The sequence below is a fragment of the Microbulbifer mixtoriginis (SeqCode) genome, assembly GCF_052468275.1.
The window spans coordinates 2,760,428-2,781,183 of sequence record NZ_CP174341.1 but is presented as its reverse complement, the minus strand read 5'-3'; the positions used below and the strand labels follow the sequence as shown (position 1 = coordinate 2,781,183).

At 47.8% G+C, this 20,756-nt stretch carries 13 protein-coding genes; 5 read left to right on the top strand and 8 right to left on the bottom strand.

Translation table 11 applies throughout. From position 1 onward, the window contains the following. Positions 1-2 precede the first annotated feature (2 nt). The gene (locus ACJJIC_RS12205) at positions 3-1,418 is read right to left on the bottom strand and encodes a DNA recombination protein RmuC (protein WP_445357045.1); all 1,416 of its coding nucleotides are present in this window, start codon (positions 1,416-1,418) and stop codon (positions 3-5) included. A gap of 31 nt (positions 1,419-1,449) precedes the next feature. On the opposite strand from ACJJIC_RS12205, the gene murI reads away from it, so the two are divergent. The 3 genes from murI (at position 1,450) to ACJJIC_RS12190 (ending at position 8,743) form a co-directional block, all read left to right on the top strand. Beyond that, complete coding sequence (gene murI / locus ACJJIC_RS12200; protein WP_445357044.1) at positions 1,450-2,490, top strand: glutamate racemase; 1,041 nt, start codon at positions 1,450-1,452, stop codon at positions 2,488-2,490. Between the two features lie 98 nt (positions 2,491-2,588). Next, positions 2,589-5,288, top strand: coding sequence for a PD-(D/E)XK nuclease family protein (locus ACJJIC_RS12195; protein ID WP_445357043.1), 2,700 nt, complete (start codon positions 2,589-2,591; stop codon positions 5,286-5,288). After that, positions 5,285-8,743 carry a UvrD-helicase domain-containing protein gene (locus ACJJIC_RS12190; RefSeq protein ID WP_445357042.1) on the top strand — a complete coding sequence of 1,153 codons (3,459 nt, stop codon included), beginning with the start codon at positions 5,285-5,287 and terminating at the stop codon, positions 8,741-8,743. The genes ACJJIC_RS12195 and ACJJIC_RS12190 overlap by 4 nt, the downstream gene beginning before the upstream one ends. A 438-nt stretch (positions 8,744-9,181) precedes the next feature. Here ACJJIC_RS12190 and ACJJIC_RS12185 read toward each other — a convergent pair whose 3' ends face one another. Next, complete coding sequence (locus ACJJIC_RS12185) at positions 9,182-13,129, bottom strand: DUF4365 domain-containing protein (protein ID WP_445357041.1); 3,948 nt, start codon at positions 13,127-13,129, stop codon at positions 9,182-9,184. 981 nt (positions 13,130-14,110) lie between these two features. Here ACJJIC_RS12185 and csrA point away from each other — a divergent pair. Further along, on the top strand, positions 14,111-14,281 hold the full coding sequence (csrA, locus tag ACJJIC_RS12180) for a carbon storage regulator CsrA (RefSeq protein WP_371844791.1): 171 nt from the start codon (positions 14,111-14,113) through the stop codon (positions 14,279-14,281). Positions 14,282-14,477: 196 nt separating this feature from the next. On the opposite strand, the gene ACJJIC_RS12175 is transcribed toward csrA, so the two are convergent. The 6 genes from ACJJIC_RS12175 to ACJJIC_RS12150 form a co-directional block, all read right to left on the bottom strand. Next, on the bottom strand, positions 14,478-14,972 hold the full coding sequence (locus ACJJIC_RS12175) for a gamma-glutamylcyclotransferase family protein (protein ID WP_413665590.1): 495 nt from the start codon (positions 14,970-14,972) through the stop codon (positions 14,478-14,480). Positions 14,973-15,518: 546 nt separating this feature from the next. Next, the gene (locus ACJJIC_RS12170; RefSeq protein ID WP_445357040.1) at positions 15,519-16,565 is read right to left on the bottom strand and encodes a DUF4238 domain-containing protein; all 1,047 of its coding nucleotides are present in this window, start codon (positions 16,563-16,565) and stop codon (positions 15,519-15,521) included. A 309-nt stretch (positions 16,566-16,874) separates the two neighbouring features. Then, the gene (locus ACJJIC_RS12165) at positions 16,875-17,318 is read right to left on the bottom strand and encodes a hypothetical protein (RefSeq protein ID WP_445357039.1); all 444 of its coding nucleotides are present in this window, start codon (positions 17,316-17,318) and stop codon (positions 16,875-16,877) included. 935 nt (positions 17,319-18,253) lie between these two features. Further along, positions 18,254-18,559 carry a hypothetical protein gene (locus tag ACJJIC_RS12160; protein ID WP_445357038.1) on the bottom strand — a complete coding sequence of 102 codons (306 nt, stop codon included), beginning with the start codon at positions 18,557-18,559 and terminating at the stop codon, positions 18,254-18,256. Between the two features lie 91 nt (positions 18,560-18,650). Further along, on the bottom strand, positions 18,651-19,661 hold the full coding sequence (locus ACJJIC_RS12155; RefSeq protein ID WP_445357892.1) for a hypothetical protein: 1,011 nt from the start codon (positions 19,659-19,661) through the stop codon (positions 18,651-18,653). Between the two features lie 84 nt (positions 19,662-19,745). Then, entirely contained in the window at positions 19,746-20,351 is a 606-nt protein-coding gene (locus tag ACJJIC_RS12150) for a hypothetical protein (protein ID WP_445357037.1), read from the bottom strand. Between the two features lie 241 nt (positions 20,352-20,592). Here ACJJIC_RS12150 and ACJJIC_RS20970 point away from each other — a divergent pair, with 241 nt between their 5' ends. Further along, entirely contained in the window at positions 20,593-20,742 is a 150-nt protein-coding gene (locus tag ACJJIC_RS20970) for a carbon storage regulator (protein WP_507011604.1), read from the top strand. Positions 20,743-20,756 lie beyond the last annotated feature (14 nt).

Here is a 20,756-nt window from a genome sequence, read left to right as displayed (position 1 = left end):
ATTTATTCGTCCAGTGCCAGTTCAGCCTGGGGAAGTGCCTTGAGCGCTGACTCTTCGGCTTTATCGCGCAAGTCTGCAGAAATTTGTTTGCGGGTCTTGGCACCCAGCTTACGCAGACTATCAATACGTTTCACCGCATTACCGCGGCCTGTCGCCAGTCGCTTGTAAGTCTGTTGATAAGCGTCATCGGCCTGGCGCAGGCGGTCACCAAGAACATCCAGTGACTCCAGCACCATAGCAAACTGGTCGTGCAGCTTGCCGGCTTCGTCGGCGATTTTTTCCGCGTTCTTGTTTTGTTTCTCGTAGCGCCAGATATTCTCGACCGTGCGCAGGGTCGCCATCAGACTGGTGGGGCTCACCAGGACAATTTGCTTCTCATAAGCGAAACGGAACAAATCCGGGTCCGCCTGCATGGCCAACATATACGCAGCTTCGATGGGCACGAAAATAAAGACGAAATCCAGGGTGCGAACACCCTCCAACTGCTCGTAGGCTTTTTTATTGAGGCCAGTGATATGGGCGCGCAGGGAATTCACATGCTGTTTTAGGGCCTGAGTGCGCTCCTCATCGGTTTCCGCCGAGCTATAGCGCTCGTAATCCACCAAAGACACCTTGGAATCGATAATCAGGTCTTTGTTTTCCGGCAGGCGCACAATCACATCTGGCTGGCGCCTGCGGCCATCGCTGGTGAGGGTTACTTGCGTTTCATATTCGCGCCCCTTCTGCAGGCCGGATTCTTCCAGCAAGCGCTCAAGCACCACTTCCCCCCAGTTACCCTGAATCTTGCGATCTCCTTTCAAGGCCGAAGTCAGGTTCAGGGCCTCATCACTGATCCGTTGGGTTTGCTCGCGCAACGCTTTGATCTGCCCGAGCAGGCTGTTACGCTCGGCATTTTCGCGATCGTAGACATGCTCTACTCGCTTGCGGAAATCCCCCAGCTGGCGCTCCAGTGGATCGAGGCTTTTGCGCAGGCTATCTTCACTGCGGCGCACGAAGCTCTGCTGCTTCTCCTCGAAAATCCGGTTGGCCAGATTCTCGAACTGTTCCCCCATAGCAACGCGCATCTGCTCCATCAGCTTGCGCTGCTCCGCCAGGGCATGCTCTCCTTTTTCTACCAGTACCTGGCTGCGGGTGAGCTGTTGTAACTTAGCCGCCAGCTCACCGCGCAAAGTATCCACCTCTTCACCCAACTGGGTTTCCCGCTCACGGCTGGTATCCAAGTGTGCCTGTATGACTTGCTGCGCCGCTAAGGTTTCTCTCTGAGCTGCTACCGCCTCCTGCTGCGCTGCTTGCACTTGCAGGATTCTTCTGCGCCCAGCAGAACGGCCCACCCAGAAGGCGAGTCCCAGCAAAATCAACAAGGCGATAGCCGCCAATAGCACGTGATCGGCGTTTAATTGCAGCGGGAACGCTGGCATATAGAGGTACTCCCAGACCCGGAATAGAAGTGTGAAGCAGGCTTCTGCTCAGACCAAGCGCCCGCAATCGACATACCCACTACTAGCCGTGGGCGAGGCGGCCATTCTAACAGCTTGGCCAGGGAAAGTACTCTTAACCCCAATGAAGCCTGCCGAGGATGCGTGGCGCAGCAGTAACTTACAAAGGGTTTTAGGGTATTCTTGGAGGATTGGTTTCGATGTTGGTACTCCAGAACGCATGCACAAACACAGCGCCCACCCAGATAGCCCTGCCCCCAGCGCCCTGATCTTTGATTCCGGCGTGGGCGCCATCAGCATTGCGCGCGAGATCCGCCGCCTGATGCCGGGCCTGACCTTACACTTGGGTGTGGACAACGGCTTTTACCCCTACGGCAATAAAAGCGAAGAGGAGCTGCGCCCCCGCATCGTCCAGCAGGCCCAAGCCATGATGGAGCACTGCGGGGCCGATATTTTAGTGGTGGGCTGCAATACCGCCAGCACCCTGGCCTTGCCCCAGCTGCGCGAATCCCTGAAGAAACCCGTAGTGGGCGTTGTGCCCGCGGTGAAACCCGCCGCTGCCGCCAGCCGTTCCCGCACTATTGCCCTGATTGCCACCGAAGGCACCGTCAATCGCCGCTACACCCGCGAGCTGATCGAGCAATTTGCCAACGGCAACCGGGTAATTAATGTGCCCGCACCGGAGTTGGTGCATCTGGCGGAAAGCAAACTGCGCGGCGAAGCCATCACCGCAGAGGATTTGGAGCCGGTCTTGCACCGCGTATTCCACACCGCCGGCGGTGACCAAGTGGATATTGCCGTATTGGCCTGCACCCACTTTCCCCTGCTGCGGGAAGAACTGGACCAGTTCGCCCCCCGCTCAATCCAATGGCTGGATTCCGGCGAAGCCATCGCCCGGCGCGTACGCTGGTGGCTGGAAGAACTTGAGTTGATGCTGCCGGATGCTCCAAACACTGGCCGCCTGATCACCAGCACTGTGGACTTAACCGGCAACATAGAACGGGCCTTCCGCGAGTTCGCCCCAGTTGCCGAACCCCTCGAACCCGACACCTAAGATCGCCAAAATAGTGACAACTGCTCGTCAAGGTTGACAGCTCCGTCACAAACCGCGACCGTTCCCCGAATAACAAGCCCTAACCGGTACCCGAATTCATGCTGAAGCCGGCATTTCCCGCTCTCGAAATATTTGCGCAGCTGCCTCCCGGCGGACTACTGCTCACCCCCAACAACCGTTTGCGCAACCGCTGCCAACAGGTGTTTGCCGCGCAGCAGTCGCCCGGTGCCTGCTGGATGCCGCCGCCGGTGGAATCACTGCGCAGTTGGCTGGACAAGCTCTGGTTCCAGCTGCAACAGCGCAACTGGCAGCCCGCCTTGCAGCAGGTATTGAATCGCGAGCAGCGGCAGTTACTCTGGCAGCGCGCCCTGGATGAGTCCCTGGACCGGCAACTGCTCAACAGCCAGCAATTGTGCCGGGATGCCGATAGCGCTCTGGCGCAGCTGCTCCAATGGCAGCTGATCTCCGACCTCTCGCAAATAGATGAAGCGCTAACTCCCCTACTGGAACAGTTCGCACTCTCTATGCGTAGCGACGAACTGCCTCTGTGCGCCATGATCAAGGCCTTTGCCTCTGAGCTTCAGGCCCACAGCGCCATCACACCAGACCAGCGCGATCAATTGATCCTGCGCGCATTCCAGGAAGGCATTCTGGAACCCGTCGCGCAAATTGATACCGCCGGCTTTGCCCAGATTTCGCCCCTCGCCAATGCCCTGATTCACGCAGGTGCAACAGCCGTTAATGAAAGGCCGGGACTTACCCAGCAGAGCGAACTGTCCGTAGCCGCCTGCGCCGATTTAGATGAAGAACTCTACCAAGCAGCTCTTTGGGCCGGGCAAAAGCTCGCCGAAAACCCCGGCCACAGCGTAGGCATAGTGGTAAACAATCTGGGCCAGTGCCGCGCGCAGGTGGAAGCGGTATTTTCCCGCGTGCTCGAACCCCAATACCTGGACCCGCAGCAACCGCGCTACACACTGCCGTTTAACTTCTCCGCCGGTACGCCCCTGGCACAGACACCGGTCGGCAGCGCCGCCCTACAATTGCTATCGCTGCTGCAAGACGAATGGGATTACCCCCAATTGCAAAATATCCTGTTCAGCCCTTTCTGGGGTGACGACAGTGAAACCTGGCTGCGCAGCGCCCTGTTTCGCCGTTTACAAAAACTGGAACTGCGACGCATCGACGGCGCAACCCTGCGCTACTGGGCCGAGCGCACCGCAGAAGTCCTCCACTTGGAATCACCGCAACTGCCCCGCCAGCTGGAGCAAATGGCCGAACGCGCCCGGCGCTGGCAGCGAGCCCCCGCAGAAATTTGGGCCGCGCGCTTTTCCGAAACACTTACCGCATTAAATTGGCCCGGCAACCGCAACCCGGACAGCCAGGAATACCAGCAGCTGATGCAGTGGGAGTCCATCCTGGAAGAGTTCGCCGCACTCAGCGCCTGCGGTGGCAACCTTACCCTCACCCAGGCCCTGCAATTGCTGCGTCAGATTGCCAGCCGCACCCCCTTCCAAGCGGAAACCCGCGATGGCCCCCTGCAAATTCTCGGGGTATTGGAAGCCGGCGGCCTCGCCTTCGATCACCTGCGCTTGGTCGGCTTCGGCCAGCAGCAGTGGCCGCCGGCACCGGCACCCAATCCGCTGCTGCCGATTCAATGGCAAAAACACTGGAAGATGCCCCGCGCCAGCGCCGAACGGGAATTGGAACTGGCCCGCGAACTCACCGCCGACCTGCAGAATGCCAGCGGCGATATCGTCGTGAGTTACACCTGTGAAGAAGACGGCGTTCAGCAAGGACTGAGCAGCTTGTTTGAAAGCCCGCAACAAGCCCAACACTTTGCCGAAGGCGCCCTGCACAATCACTACAGCCAACTGGCGCAAGCCTGCCAGCTGGAAAAAGTCGAAGACAAAAAGCTACCGTCACTCACCCCCGCCGAATGCGAACAAGTGCGCGGCGGTGCCTCGGTACTCAAAGCCCAGGCCCTGTCCCCGTTAAATGCGCAATTGCGCTTTCGCCTCGGCGCCAGCAGTTTTACCCAACCGGATATCGGCCTCGGACCTGCCGAGCGCGGTAATGTGGTGCACCAGGTGCTGGCGGAATTCTGGCAACAGTGCGGCACCCTCGCACAACTGCAAGCTATGGACGACGGGGAGCGCCAAGCGCAAATCGAACGCGCAGTGGAGCGCTCCCTCGGCAGTGTGCGCAAAAAATACAATCACCTGCCGATCGGATTTTGGGCCATGGAAAAGCAGCGCCTGGAGCGCCTGCTGCAACAATGGCTATCCGTGGAACTGGACAGGCCCAATTTCTCCGTAGAAAAAGTCGAATGGGAACAAGCCGTGGAAATCGGCGGGCTGCACTTTAACCTGCGCCTGGACCGATTGGACCAACTCGCCAGCGGCGAACAATTGGTAATCGATTACAAAACTGGCGTCCCCAGTATTCGCGACTGGCTTACCCAGCGTATCCGCGAACCCCAGCTGCCGCTCTACGCCCTATTCCAACCGGACGCCCACGCCATCGCCTTCGGCCAAGTGCGCAACGGCGACTGCAAATGGAATGGCTGCGGAGACCTGGAGCACCCCATTACCGGCATTAAAGCCGTGGGCGATACGGAAAAGGAATCCCCCTACGGCACCTGGAGCAATCTGGTGGAGCACTGGCTCTACAGCCTGGAATCCCTCGCCACCGAATATCGTAGTGGTGTAGCCACCCTCGCCTTTGATCGCCCCACCGATAACAACAGTGAACTCTGGCCCCTAAACCGCTGGCCGGAAAGGGAGCAAATAACCGAATGAACGAAGTCGTGACGACTCCCGCCCTGCGCCGCCCCATCGATGCTGACGCCCGCAACCAAGCCCTGGATATCAGCCGTAGCTTTGCCGTGTCTGCCCCGGCGGGCTCCGGTAAAACCGGCCTGCTCACCCAGCGCGTATTAAAGTTGCTCGCCGCCTGCCAGCAACCGGAAGAAGTGTTGGCCATTACCTTCACCCGCAAAGCTGCCGGTGAAATGCGCGAGCGCCTGATCGACGCCCTGCACAGCGCTCGCAACCAAGCCCGGCCAGATAACCCCCACGATGCCATCACCTGGGATTTAGCCCGCGCGCTGCTGGAGCGGGATCGCGAACTGGAATGGGAACTGCTGCAAACACCCCAGCGCCTGCGTATTCAAACCATCGACGGCCTCTGCCGCAGCCTCGCCAGCCAACTGCCGATCGAAAGTGGCCTGGGCGCACCGGGCGAACCCCTGGAGCGCACTCAAATCGCCTTCGAACTGGCCGTGGTGAACCTGCTCAAGCACCTCGATGGCGAAACCCCAGACGCAGACCTACAACAGCTACTGCTCCACCTGGACAACGACCTGGGCCAGCTCAATAAGCTACTGCGTATTTTGCTGGACAAGCGCGAGCAATGGCTCGGCCCACTTTTGAGCGTTAACTTCGACGGTGCCCAGGATTATTTCCATTTTGTTATCGACGAACTGGTGGCAGAAAAGCTGCAAGACCTCACCACAGCCCTCGGCAGTTACGCCGGGGAACTGCTGGAGCTGGCCAGTTATGCCGGCGGCAATTTACAAAAGGAAAACCCCAGCCACGGCCTGTGCCTCTTCGCCGAATTGGACGATTTCCCCAGCGCAAACAGCAGCGGCCTGCCCGCCTGGCTCGCACTCGGCAGCCTGCTCCTCACGACCACCGGTGATCTGCGCAAAGGCGGCGGCATCAATAAAAAACTCGGCTTTGGCTTGCCGGATAAAAAAGATCCCGAGCGCCCCATCGCCGAAGAATACAAACAGCGCATGAAAGACCTGCTGGCGGAACTGGCCGGCAACGAACCACTGCTCTCCGCCCTGCGGGAAGTGGGCAAGCTCCCCAGCGGACTGCAACAGAGCCAGTGGCAACTGCTGCAAGGGCTCGCCCAGGTACTGCCAAAACTAGTCGCCGAACTAAAGCTGGTTTTCCAACAGCTTGGCGCCACCGACTATACCGAAGTGGCCCAGGCCGCACTGATCGCCCTGGGCGATAGCGATAACCCCACAGACCTAGCCCTAAAACTGGACCTGCAAACCCAGCATATTCTGGTGGACGAGTTCCAGGACACCTCCCACACCCAGCTACAACTGCTGGAAAAACTCACTGCCGGCTGGCAGCAGGGAGACGGCCGCACCCTATTTATTGTCGGCGACGGCATGCAGTCCTGTTACGGCTTCCGCAATGCCAACGTGGGTATTTTCCTGGATGCGCGCGAACGCGGTATCGGTGAAGTGCCCCTGGAAGCCCTCGACCTCCAGGTAAATTTCCGCTCCGAAAGTGCAGTGGTGAACTGGGTTAACGAGACTTTCCAAAGGGCCTTCCCGCAAGCAGACAATATCGGTCGCGGCGCCGTGCGCTATCTGCAATCCGAAGCTTTTAAAGGCAGCAAATGGGCCGAGCCCTCGGTGAATTTTTACGGCTGCATCGATGACGAAGACCGCAACCGCGAAGCCACTCAAGCGGTTGAACTGGTGCAGCAATTACAAGCGCAAGACCCTGAAAGCCGTATCGCCATTCTGGTGCGCAAGAAAAAGCATCTACAAAAGATTTTGCCGGCCCTAAGCGCCGCCAATATCGCCTTCCAGGCCCCAGAGCTGGCGCCGCTCGCCAGTAAAATGGTGGTGTTGGATTTACTCAGCCTCACCCGCGCCCTGCTTGACCCCAGCGACCGCATCAGCTGGCTGGCCGTACTCCGCGCCCCCTGGTGCGGACTACAGCTGCCAGACCTTTACACCCTGGCCAACTGGGGCAATGGAGATATCACCGTAACCGATACCAGCGCACGCCCACTATTAATGGCCTTGCAGGAAGTAGACGATATCGCCCTGCTCAGCGATGAAGGGCGCACACGCCTGGCCCAAGTGGCTCCCAAACTGCTGCACGCCTGGCAACAGCGCGGCCGCAAACCCCTGCGCACCTGGATTGAAGGCCTCTGGCTGGAACTGGGCGGCCCCGCCACCGTTGCACAAAAATCTGACCTGAATAATGTGCAGGATTTTCTGCAATTATTAGAAGCCTTCGATACCGGCGGCGCTATTACCGACTGGCAACAGTTCAGCCTGGCCCTGGAACAGCTCTACGCCCGCCCCGCCCAGGATGCCAAAGTGCAGGTGATGACCATTCACAAATCCAAAGGGCTGGAATTCGAACATGTACTGATCCCAGGCCTGGACCAAGGCGGCAAACCCGGCAGTGATCAACTGCTGCGTTGGAGCGAATGGCTCAACCGCGAAGGCGAAAGCCGCTTCCTGCTCGCCCCCAAAAATGCACGCGGCGGCCGCGACCCGGTTTTTGAATACCTGAAGCACGACAACAGCGAACGCGAACGCCTGGAAGGTACGCGCCTATTGTATGTAGGCTGCACCCGCGCCATCCGCTCGCTGCATCTTTTGGCCTGCATCAACCGGGATGAAAAAAAGGGCCACCTAAAAGCCCCCGGCAGCGCCGCCCTACTCGCCGGCATTTGGCCCAGTGTTTTGCATCACCAGGAAAGCGACTGGTGCCACTGGCTGGAAGCAGAAGAACCCCTGCTAAACCAGGACGAAGCCAGCAGAGATCACGACTACCTACTGCGCCTGCCCAACCAATGGCAACCCCAAGCCATGCCCCGGCAGGAATGGCTGGCCCAGTACCGCATGCCAGACTATCAACCCAAAACCGAGGAAGAAGACAATATTCCCGAACTGGGCCAGGTAGCCCTGCGCTGGCTCAAACACGCCGGCACCGTAGCCCACGAAACCCTCGCCACTATTGCCGAGACCAATATCAACGACTGGACACCCAGCAAACTGAAAGCCCAACGCCCTCTATGGCAACTGCGCCTGAAACAATTAGGGCTATCCGCCACCAGCCTGGACCGCGCCGCCGAGAAAGTGGAGATCGCCGTACGCAACAGCCTCAACTGCCCCACCGGCCGCTGGCTATTGGATGGCTCACTAAGGGAATCCGCCTGCGAACTGGAACTCCACAGCGGCGGCCGACAGTTAAGGCGCTCCATTGTTGACCGCACCTTTATTGATAACGAAGGTACCCGCTGGATTGTCGATTACAAAACGGCTGAGCCCAGTGGTGAGGAAAGCCAGGAAGAGTTTATTGCGGCTCAATTGGAGCAGTATCGGAATCAGCTGGAGAATTACCGCAAGCTCTTTTATGCACGGGGGGAGCGGAATATTCGGTGTGCGCTGTATTTTCCGTTGATGCGGAGGTTGGTGGAGTTGGATTAGGGTATGTTACGAAATTCTAATACTTTTTTAGAGAATAGATGCAAGCATACATTGATGTACTGCATACACTAACTTACTCGGTGTTGATTAGCTTAACAGAATAAAACGGCAGCATTTTCCTGTTGATCCTCGAAAGGTGTTGCCTTAACCTAAGTAAAATACCCGCAGAAAATTTTAACTAGGGCAACTATAAATATAAAATATAGATGTAACTGCATAATCCTGTTCAGTAAAAAAACTGCCATACATTCTACCTAAATTTGCTTTATCCCCCTCTACCGAGAGAACCATCAGTTATTTCTAGTAAGAACCGAACTAAATCCTCAAATCTGGTTTGATTCTTTATTTGTGATACTACCCCAAAATCAACTCCATACATTCCAGATATCAAGCTTAGCAATCGACTAACAAAGCGGGTACAGAACAACAAATAAATGACTAATACCAACTTTCAAATTGAGATTGAGACGATCTCACCTTCACAGCTTCCTCTATATATATATTGGAAAACATTTGCCTCTCATTTGACCCTTCAATAAAAGAAAACTTTACCCTATCATAAACATCGGACGCCATTTTAGGTTTCAACCCTAAAATAGCCAGACATATGGCCGTTATAAGTTCCCTTATCGTATACCTATTGTCAGATTCAACCGTGAGCTTCTTAGCTAACGACCATAATTTTGCTTCTCCCACCCCCCTATTAAGATACATCCCCTCGGGAATATATTTCACTCCACACACAGATATAACAAACCAGGTGGAAACCATTCTAATCCTATCGTGGCTAGGATAACGCACCATCCACACATTAACGACATCCTCCAAACCATCGAGATCTATCCGGCCATCATAAGAATTTAGAAGGCCTGAAAAAAACTTACCTAGATCTACAATCGCATTATCATATCCTTTGTCAAGGGGGAAGTATGCATTAAACACAGAAGCAAACCCACTATCAAATATATTCCCACCAATAGTTTTTAAATTAAAACCTATTGAGTGCAATAAATGGCTTCGATTTAAAGAAGCCCCTTCAACCATAAAAGAACAGAACTTCTCAACAGCAATAATTTTTTGGTCCATACCAAGGTGACCTTTCGACTCCAACCAATCGATAATATTTATAGAGTTAACAGTCGAAAAACCGCTATGCCCCAGAAACATGGACATATATAAGTCATCGGAGCAGAAAACGGGGGCATCTAGCTCCTTCATAATAAGCTCATATCTATCTATGAAAGACTCATCCTGAGTCAAGCTTCCTTTGAGAGTAATGGAACCAAGATTGTCACTTAACGACTGGACAATATCCCTTGGAATTGATGAATAGATAGAACCCATAACAGCATGAGATTTCCTTGAGAAAAAATCATATGTACTCTTACTTACAACAACCCCAGGAAGATTACGCAAAGCTAACTCAAGAACACCTAAATCATTAAGAATGATTAACGACGTTTCATCCAAAATTACTTGTGAGTAATTTCCACCTAAACCATTAACAATCTCTGGAGATGCACTTTTTGAATGCACCAATTGATACTCTTTTCTTTTATGCCCAAAGTATTTACACATAACCCATGCAGAAAAAATATCACCAACATCATCCAGAAAGTTTGGTAGCAATGCAAAAGGGACTGGCAGTTTTCGGGATTTTATTTGATTTCTATTCCTCTCCCAAACCTTAATTTGATCATCTGTAATTCCTGCAATCCTTCGAACCTCCTCCAGAATAGAATCCCCTCCAGATTCAAGAGATACCTCTCCCTTTCTTAATACGGTCGAATTTGGGAATTTCTGAGTATATTTACTTAACCTCTCTCTAAAATCATCAACATAATCGCTTACATCACATTCAGCTCTATTTGTCATCGTAAGAAATGACATTAGGTAATGACCTTCTGATTTCTCATCACCCTGATCAACGAGCCTTCCGTAGCGTAAAAGTGTTGGGATCAATTTTTTGGAAGGCTTTGTGCTAGAGGAATATATAAACAACAATAACTCAAGTATATAAATTTGCTTATCAGGAGCAGCTTTCTCTAAAAGACACTCTAACTTAGCAGAAGCTTTTTCAAAAAAACCCAAATGAACACACATACGTACAAAATACTCGGCACGTTCGACCGATCTACCATCACGGCTAACCGCCCCATCTAATATAGATAAAGCTTCAGCGCTCCTGCCCATCGCATCTAGCGCGGATGCCTTAAGTAGCGACCATAGATTATCAAGAGTTCCTCTTACTTCAACCCTTTCACATAATGCCTCTAGCTCTGACCACTTTTCATGTTTCGAAAGAGCAAATGCAAGCGTTATACATTCTTCCGGATAAAGCTCTCTACGACCCACAATTGAAGTTGCCAAATCACAGATCATCAATGATTCAGCAGAATTTTCCACATCAAGACTTGAATACAATTGTTCAGCAACTGAAAAAGACTTATTTAAACTTAAGTACTTATCATACAAATCGCGATTAAATTCTTTTCTCCTTTCAGGATAAATATTACAACTCTTAACATATTTGTATATTGCCAGCAATTCTTCCCCATCTTGAAACCCCGCAACAACTTCTAGAATTTCCTCCTCCCTGCTTTCATCTAAAAGATCATATGCGCACTGGGCCGCAACGCAAAATAACACACTATATCCCTGAGGCTTTTGAAGAAGGATATATTCTTTATTAATAGTAATGAGATCAACAACTTTGACCTTATTTCCCAAATGGTAATTGGCCAAAATCTGTAAAGATATAAACTCAAGCCCTTCGCATTTTAAATCATCAATTAATTTTAGTACATCCTCATAATTTCTCGCATTGAATTTCAAATGAATCAATGCCGATATAACTGGCAATGATCCAGGCCTACCTTGCAACATAGATTCAAGATAGGATGTGAAAGCATGTTCTTGATTAAAGAATCCAAACAGCAAGTTAGCAACATCAAAAAGAATATAGGTATCACATGGGTAACCCCTGTCTTTAGCAAGAGTCAAGGCAATCTCTATGTATTTAAATGCATTCTTTAAAATCTTAAAATCATAACCTCTCTTACCTTTTGCAGGTAATAACACCTCTCCAGCGGAAGAATAATTATAATTAATCCCACGATAGAAATATCGCCTACCAACAAGAGTGTAATAAAGAAATTTTTGGCTCTCCAAGAGATCACCTTCAACAATCCTCGAAGACAAGTCATCAAAAGCATTAACATTTCCAGACAATGTAAATACAAGCAACTTAGATGCAACAACTTTATCCAAGGGGTAATAGTCTAAACACTTAATTGCCTCTGACTCCCTCCCCAAAATAACAAGACACTTAGATTTCAATAAACACTCTGAATACACTTTAACATTTAAATCTTCAATATATCCATCCAAAACCTCTTTCTTAGGGATTTTACCCTCTCTTAATGTTGACTCATAAAATCCAACTTTATAACGAGTCACATTATAGATACGATAAGCCTGCTCAAATAGCATTACTGCCTGATCATCTTCTCCTTTGAGCGTTAGAATTTTTCCTTTCAAGAAGAATATTTCTGCTTGCTCATGCTTGGTAGTGTAATTTTCACGCTCAACTTCCTCTAGAAGAACTTCTGCGGTTTGTATTCTATTCGCTGAAATAGCTTCTGAGATCTGACATAGTTTTCCAGCAATTAGATCTTTAGGGTTGATAACCCAGGGCGCACCAGAATCATCTCTAGGCAATTCTAAAATTACTGGTTTCTCCTTTACGCTTTCTGCTAACGCTTCAATGTGACTAACTGGATCTTCCGAACATTGCTCAACCGCTCGCCTAAGATTTATTAAAGAATTTCTCGCCTCTAGGCGTTTTCTATAATATGGCAGTACATCTAAACCCTCATCAAGTACGTTTACTAATGGTATCCTAATATTCACTTTGCCATTTTTTTCAAGCTTTTCAGATATTGAATCAAGAAAATCCTCATCAAGCCATTTAAAGTAAACCGGGCATTCTCTAGGTTTATCGTTGGCAGACAAATCAACGATAGCAACCATAATAGCCGGCTCGAGTCTTCGATAGTAATTTAAAGTAGAGGAATCGAACTGATAAGATATTTCTCTTCCGCTATCAACAAATGAGGGTACCCTTGTACCTTTAAGTTGAAGGTAAAAACCAGCAGAAACACCATGTTTCTCATTTTTTAATTGAACCAAATAATCTAACCCAAAGTCGGAATCACCATCCAATTCTTTTTCTATCCAATTCGCAGGCAACTTCGCAACAAATGCTCTCGATGCCATTTTGCCAATTTCTTGGCTTTCACCCTCTCTTGGTAGCACTTTATTCAAAATCACCCCATCCATATTGTTCTTAGCTTTCAGAAATTTCTGAATATAGCCAAACTTCACACCGGAACCTTCAATAAAAATCTACAAACCTAAAGCAACTTAGGAGTCAACTTAGTCGATAGCATTTTCGACCAAATTAGAATTTAACACCCAACGACCGTAAACTTGTTGAAGACTTCATGTACACGCTGACTACCCCCTAACCGCACTGTAGATCTATTGCTCTTCTATGACTGGCTTCCGGCCTTCTTTAGCCCACGAAGTAAAAGTCTCCTTTGTAGTATGATACTAATTTTCAGTTAGATACCCAGTCGGATGTATAATCGGTTTCATATGTAGGCACTATAGCTCTGTCGAAAATATAAATTATTATGCTAGCTAATTTCAAAATCAGCAATTCTCAGAGAGTCTTTCAGTAAGCTCAAAAAGTTTAGCTTCTGCCCATGAAGGTTGACCCTCGACCATCACCAAGCAGAAATATAGATCGCCAATATTTTCGACTAAAGAAGAAATTTGCACAGCAGAAATGTAAGAATACATCGTGAAATATAGGCGTCAAAACCATCTTATTGGAATTTATTAGACTTTTCTTCATGTCAATTTTGCGTAAAATTGATCGACATTTATCAGACTTGTGGACTGTATTTAGGTGACCACTATAAAGCCCACACCTAAAGAAAGATCCAGAAATTTTCCTAAATTATCATTCCTTCAGCAGGAGAATGATCACATGAGCTTAGAATAGGGAAAGGGCGCTGACCCAAGGTGCTGCAACACCAGGGGCCAGCTAACCAAATTGATAAACACGATATCAAGATGGCTGTATGCATACTACGCTAGAAACCCGCTCGTCTTCAATAAAGTGGAGCACAATCAGCAGCTTGGAGCGACTCCTCAAGCTCTGGGAGCCTAGCGCCCGCCTTTTCCTTCTCTACGCCCACCGCCCCCGCGCCCCACCCCACTCTTCCATCAAGCATCACTTACCAAGCCTCCCCACCAAGGAATGCCCACCCACAGCTTGAGTATCGCCAGGAAACAAACATGCTGATCCTAAAGCGCCGAACAGGCGAAAACCTAAGAATTGGAACGAATGTCTCGATCACAGTGTTGGAAGTGAAGGGAAATCAAGTAAAGATAGGCATCCGCGCCCCCAAATCCCTTCCCGTTCATCGTGAAGAGATCTATGTGCGCATAAAAATGAACAAAAACTAGGCAATGGAAGGCGTAGAGGATAGGCTCTCCAGGGAAGGAGGCCTACCCCTCCCCTACTTTCTCTACCAAAGTTTAACTTTTTCCGATGGCAAGTTACATTAAACTTTGATTATCGCACTATCGCATGTAGCACGTGAAAGCACTTAGCACAAAAAGAGAAGTCATAACGCAATAGCCTTTGTTGTGTCTTAGTTTGTCAACTGTATATTGCACGTTCTCTTGCATCCCTTTCTCTATCAGGGTCTTCCATACTTTTGACTGCTTCCAATTTATTTAGATAGTCCGTAGGAACCCCCGTTTCTTTCGCTCCATATATGACATGATATAGATACCAAGAATAAGGTTGCAAAGAAGGATCCGTATTCGTTGCATAATATGTAATTGCTTCGAGGGAATTTCCCTTGGTATCAGTTACCCGAACCCTCTTTTCCTTATAGCCGTAACCTAAACCCTCTACCCTATCTAGAGCACCTTTTTCTTTATCTGATATTTCGAACAATGCACCAATCACATGATCTTTGGGATTTTGGGTAAACAGTGCATCACACTTGCCGGAACCGTCTTTACTGCTGACTTTGTGAAAACGAAGAGAATGCTCAGTAAGAGTAAACGTTCCTATTCGCACAGCACTCGGAACTCTTTCTTTCAGTCTTGGAAGGGACATATTTGACCCGTAAGCAAAGTACCTCATTCTGGCTCCATCCAGTTATCAGTGAATGCAAAAGTTACATCTATCTACCATGCTTCTCTATAATTTCAAAGCATGTCAGCGCAACGACGTAAGAAGTTAGCGGCTTTAAGCCATATCGTTTTCCACTCCATTCTCCAAACAAACGTCACTTACCAAGCTCCCTCGCCAAGGATGTCAACCCAAGGCTTAACTATCAGTAGAAAACAAACATGTTGTGCCCTACGGTGAAAACCTTAAAATTGGTATTAAAGCTTCAACCACAAAAGGGTGATCAAGTAAATAGAGACTTTTTGGCTCCCAAACACCTCCTCATCTACCGTGAGGAGATTTATGTACGCACTAAAAGTGGAAAAAACATAGGCATTTGTAGACGTTAAGGGCAGACTATCCAAGGAAGGAGACCTGCCCGTTCTTTTGAATATAAGATTTGATTATCGCACCAAAGCCAAGCTCAACTGCACGTACTTCGGAGAGAATTCATCTAAAAAGAGTGCGACGAAAGACACAAAACAAACATAGCGGTATATTTCAGAATTTAGATTTTTGCTAGTCTTCTTTATCGCATTTGAAGTAATCTTGCTCCATTTCAGAATTTCTTTCATGCCAGTTATTCATCTCTTCATTTTCTCTTTTAATAAGATCCCTATCAACGACCCTCTTCCTAAATATACTAACCTCCCTATCTTCACCCTTAGAAAATATCATTCTATGCGCGTTTTCAGCCATGAACTTTCTTAATTCCACCGTTTGCGCAACGGTTAAGCGTGTTCCTTTGGGTATTGGTCTATCCCCAATTTGGACAAACATCGCATGCTCCGGACCTATCGGAAAGATAATATTTCCCTTATTTACTCCCCAACCACCCCGCAAGTCATATTTATTACTATTGATATAGTTCAATTTTATAACTGGGTTGTCACTAGTAAACCAATAATAACCCTTTGCAGGCTTAACTATCGACCACTTATGCGAATGCAGTATTTTTTCAGTATGTTCCAATAGATGCCTCATAGAATGAATCCAACTACTTCTACCAATATAGCTTTCTACTTTTATTGTACCGTCTTCCTTTCCGTCCTCGAACTCTGTGGCAACCTTTATAGGTAATAATTCGGAGTTTGCTGCTGGCTTATCATGCTTCCTTAGGGATTCATAATCTTTATTTTCTAGCTTCATCTTTAGGTCATTTAATACATCCTGCAATATACCAGGCATTTCTTTCTCACCACGCTTTAAGTGCTCAAGCATGCGAGCGGGCGTTCTAACGTCTTGCAAAGCGAGGAATCTGATTAAAATATTCCAGTCTTCCTTCGAAAGCTTTTTGTCACTAGTAGCTTTTTCAATTACTTCATTTGCCGGAGATTCAAATTCTTGATCAAACCATACTTCCATTGCATCGGTTTCTTTACCAGACAAGACCTGAGTATATAGATGCCTATGATAAGCAATCGCTGAGGTAGAATACCTATTCCAGAGTGGAACATTCTCATTACTAACTAGCGTCCTATAAACATAAATTTTTTTATCTTCCTCCCATCTTTTTAAATAGCACTGAGGGACGAAATGATTTTTAATATGAAGTTGTTTTGTCATAGTAATTATGGGTGACTTTTCATCTTAATAGTTAATTAAAATTCAAAATCCCTCCCAGGTCACAGTGGAGAGATCTATGTGCGCCTCAAAAAGGAACCTAAAGTAGGTAGTCGAAGGCAGTGAGGATAGGCCCTCCAAGGAAGGAAAACCCCAACTGATTTCGCAACACCTCACCCACCTAAGGAATTTTAATCGGGCAATGATGCATCAATCCATGATCATCAGACTAACACCAGCGCGAGATAAGTTAGACGTGGTCCGGTGAGGCCTATTATCCAGAACGTACTATAACCTTTTGTTATACATTTTTCACTTAACTAGCTCTGCGCTTTTTAAAAACTCTTCAGAAAAAATTGAAACATCTCTTTTTGTTAACTCAAGCAACGGTTCATCGTACATAAGATACGTAGGCATTACTGAAATGCCATTTTCTTTAAGCCACTCGTGATATTGTTTAATTTGCTGATAAATAGGCATTAAATTTCTTTTTTTATGATTGATAATAAATAACAATCTACCGTCATATGGGTAATTCTCCTGAAAATACTTTTGGGCCTTAATATAGCCTCCAATAAATCCTTTTCTGCTTGTACTCGATTCAAGTTCAAGCACCCATAGTTTATTTCCTTCCTTGTAAACGCAATCAGGCTTGTAACCTGTAGCTACCTGCCCCCCGCTCGATACTTCTTTAGTATTTCCTGGGCGCAGTAGACTTAGAAGCCTCTTTGTTCGGATCTCATATCTTTCAGTCATGACATTCCATTCAAATCCAGGTAATAATAAAAATACACGAAATTGCAGCTATGGATACCCACCGATTTACAACAGTTCTGGACAGCCACCAAATAGAGGGGCGAGCAGAACGGTAGAAGCCAGATTAGAAAATTGGCATTGGCCCTACAAAAATGATTTAGATTCACAGGTTATAGTGAAATACCAACTCAGAAAGACTAGCCCCCACTCCGCCCTATTCTGCACTATTGCAACAACTCACCACCCAAAGGCATTACTTAGTCCCCCAACAACAGATACCCACCCATAGCTTGTATACCACTAAGAAGCAAATAGGCTGGCCATAAAGCACCGAACCGGTGAAAGCCTTCAAAATAGAACGATCGCCCCAGGTACTGCGCTAAAAGTGAAAAGCAATCGAGAATAACGCCTAAAGCACTCTCAACCCATCGTAAATAGATCTATGTGCATATCCGAGGGTAAGTAATGGAAGGCATTGAGGGCAGATTCTCCAAAGAAGGAGGCTCCACCTCAATAAAGCTCCATGGAGGCGCTATTGATAGCCAGCAATCTTCGAGGTTGAGGGCTTCGGACTTATAAAACCCTCTCCACAACTACAGAAAATCACTTACCAAGAGAAAGGTAAAGACAACGCAAATTAGAGTGAACCAGCAGTATCATTGCTTAGCAGAAGACCCTGATCGTTTTTCAACCTACTCTTCCACATCACTAAGATCTATTAGGCTTTCCGGCGAACCCAAGGTACTGCCTTTTTTAAGCTCTTTTTTAATGTCTTCAGGAAGTGGTTTGAACAACTCTTTTGCTCTCCCTTCAGCATTCCTTTTTACTTTCTCGTAACCTGGCTGGCTTCCAATGAAATTCCTATCGAACAGTGAGGGCTAATACCTTTAGACAATGGGTATGCTACGGAACTATTAATCAAGGATGAAATGCAACTAGCGAGTGAGTGAAATATCAACTATCTGACAGCTTTCACGGTGTATTTTCACAATCGGCTGACCACCGCCACGTCCATACTTTGATTCTTCCTTCGGAAGCACAAAATAGAAACGACCATCAATAATCAACTTGTAGCCCCCAATTTTTGCGCTTTTGGTCGGAAATTTTGTAGCAATTTCGGAAACCCCTTTTTCAAGCGCTAGTTTATCTGAACACAAGCAGGCTTTTGCAATATGGGAACAAACTGTCAATGCCATGAAAACTATTATTTTTACATTAAAATTATAGAACACTTTAAACATAGCAAGTTACCTTGTATGTATGGCTACCCATTTAGTAATACAGCCTTCTTGTTGGACCGAAACTGAAAGCGAATCTATCAATATACACTCGTTAAGAGTCATTGACAGATGCCATTTCCTCTAATTTTCTTTTCGCAAACTTACCCCTTTCTGATACAGGGTGAGACTTATCTGAAGCAAACTTGTTAGCTAACTCTTTAGCAATAACTACTCCAATTTTATCCAGATCTCGTATCAAAATCTCAGCTGAAACTCGTCTAACGATAGAGGAGCGATCATTAGATGATAATTTTAAAAAATCGAGTGTCGGGATCTTGATGTCTAGTTTTCGTTCACCTACGATGGGCCTTACTCTACCTTCACAATAGCGTATATCTGTCCATTCCCATTTCCGGCCCTCCACCCATACAATACGGCCTTCAAATAAACTACGATATGCCTTAGCTCTAACCGAAGGTTGAATAGCTAGTCTCGCTATTTTCTCTAGATTCTCATCAAGAATAGGTGTGCGCCCAAGCTGGGAAAAGAGCGACGGCATAGGCCCAGACGCTGACGAAATTAACTTACGTCGAAGCGACTCTGCTATATCCTTTTCACAAATAATTTGAAGAAGAATCTGCTTGTCTTCCTCCTTGATTCTGCCCCATGAGTTCCAATTTGATAGTGCAATACATAGTGCTTCAACTACGTATTTTGGATCAGTCAATTTTGCTATCTCAGGAAGCTTTACCCTTGCAGCCTCACGTACTTGAGGCACCCAATCATTCAGCCTACGAACGGCAAGCGAGAAAAAGAATGTATTTGGGGCTCCGCCTGACAGGGCTCGTAGAGCTTTCTCTCTTTTGTAACCATCCCAACTAATTAGGTCAAGCCAAGTTATCAGCTCCTTAGGTTTTGACCAAAGCTTCCACTTGGAAGGCGTGGATTCTCTTAGTGCTGAAGAGAACTCAGAGCGTATAAACCGTTCCCAGTAGTCAAAACTGGAAAGCGATAACTGACTCGTCACATCAACTAATGCAGACATATCAGCAACAACTTTGCTCCCCGAATTTATCGAGTTCGCAAAGTCCTTAACTGCTAAAATAACTTTCTCTTCCATCATCTTCAACTGTTGCACCTATTTCACAGCTTGGTAACATCCAAATCAGCGGAGTTTCAGTTCCGCTGTATTATCTTATTTCATGTCCTACGCCATCTCTCTTAGCAAGTGAATGGATGTATTTTTTGGCAACCCCATTGAGCTTGCCAAACCATCTATACGATTAGCCACCATGATAATCTCTGACTCGGCCATCCCTATCGCCTCACACACAGCAGGATAATCAACCTCAATTTTTCTATCTGTGGCCGGGATGAATGGCTCGTCATCAATGCACTCAATTATTACTTTATCGCCCTTTCTAAACGCACGCGGACTTGGATGCCCCTCAATGGCTATGTAGAGATCGGTCTCTGACTTCAAGCGCACCCAGGACTCAAGATCAGCTATAGTCCCACAACATTGGGGAAGTAATTTATTTACCCCATTTAAAACTAGAGCAAAGCCGCCAAAGAACGCGCAACAATCTTTGACTTTAAAATCTGATATATGCAGCTCTATTGCGCGCGCCAAATTGTTGTCATTAAGCTTACTTAACGAATGAAATTGATGATCAGCTGAATATCCGACCAAGTCTCGATATCCACTTACTGTAAGTAGCTCGTCTCTTGCAGTCGAACTGCATTCTTTCCTAAGATCGTTAGCCTGATCTGATATTGGCAACTCTATTAATGCTTCTAATTTTACTTCCATATTAGTGCAATTCTGGATACCCACTAAATTGAAAGTATAAACCGCAAGAGCTATCAGACTGAAGAGTAGACTCAAATAAAACACCGTGGGACAGCTGGATCTAGAGGCCTAGCTTCGCATATTCTTACTCTGGACCTACCACTATCTCACCCCACCCCATTCCTCTAAGGGCTTCACTTATCAAGCTTCTCCACCAAGGAATGCCTACACTCGGCTTGAGAATCAGCACGAAATAAGCATTTTGACCATAAAGCGTCGAAACGGCGAAAACCTAAGAATCGGGACGTATATCTCAAGCACATTGCAGGAGATGGAAGGCATTCAAGTAAAGCTTGGATTCCACGCGCCCTCCCGTTCATCGCGAAGAAATCGGTACTCGCATTTAAAGTGAACAAAAAGTAGGCA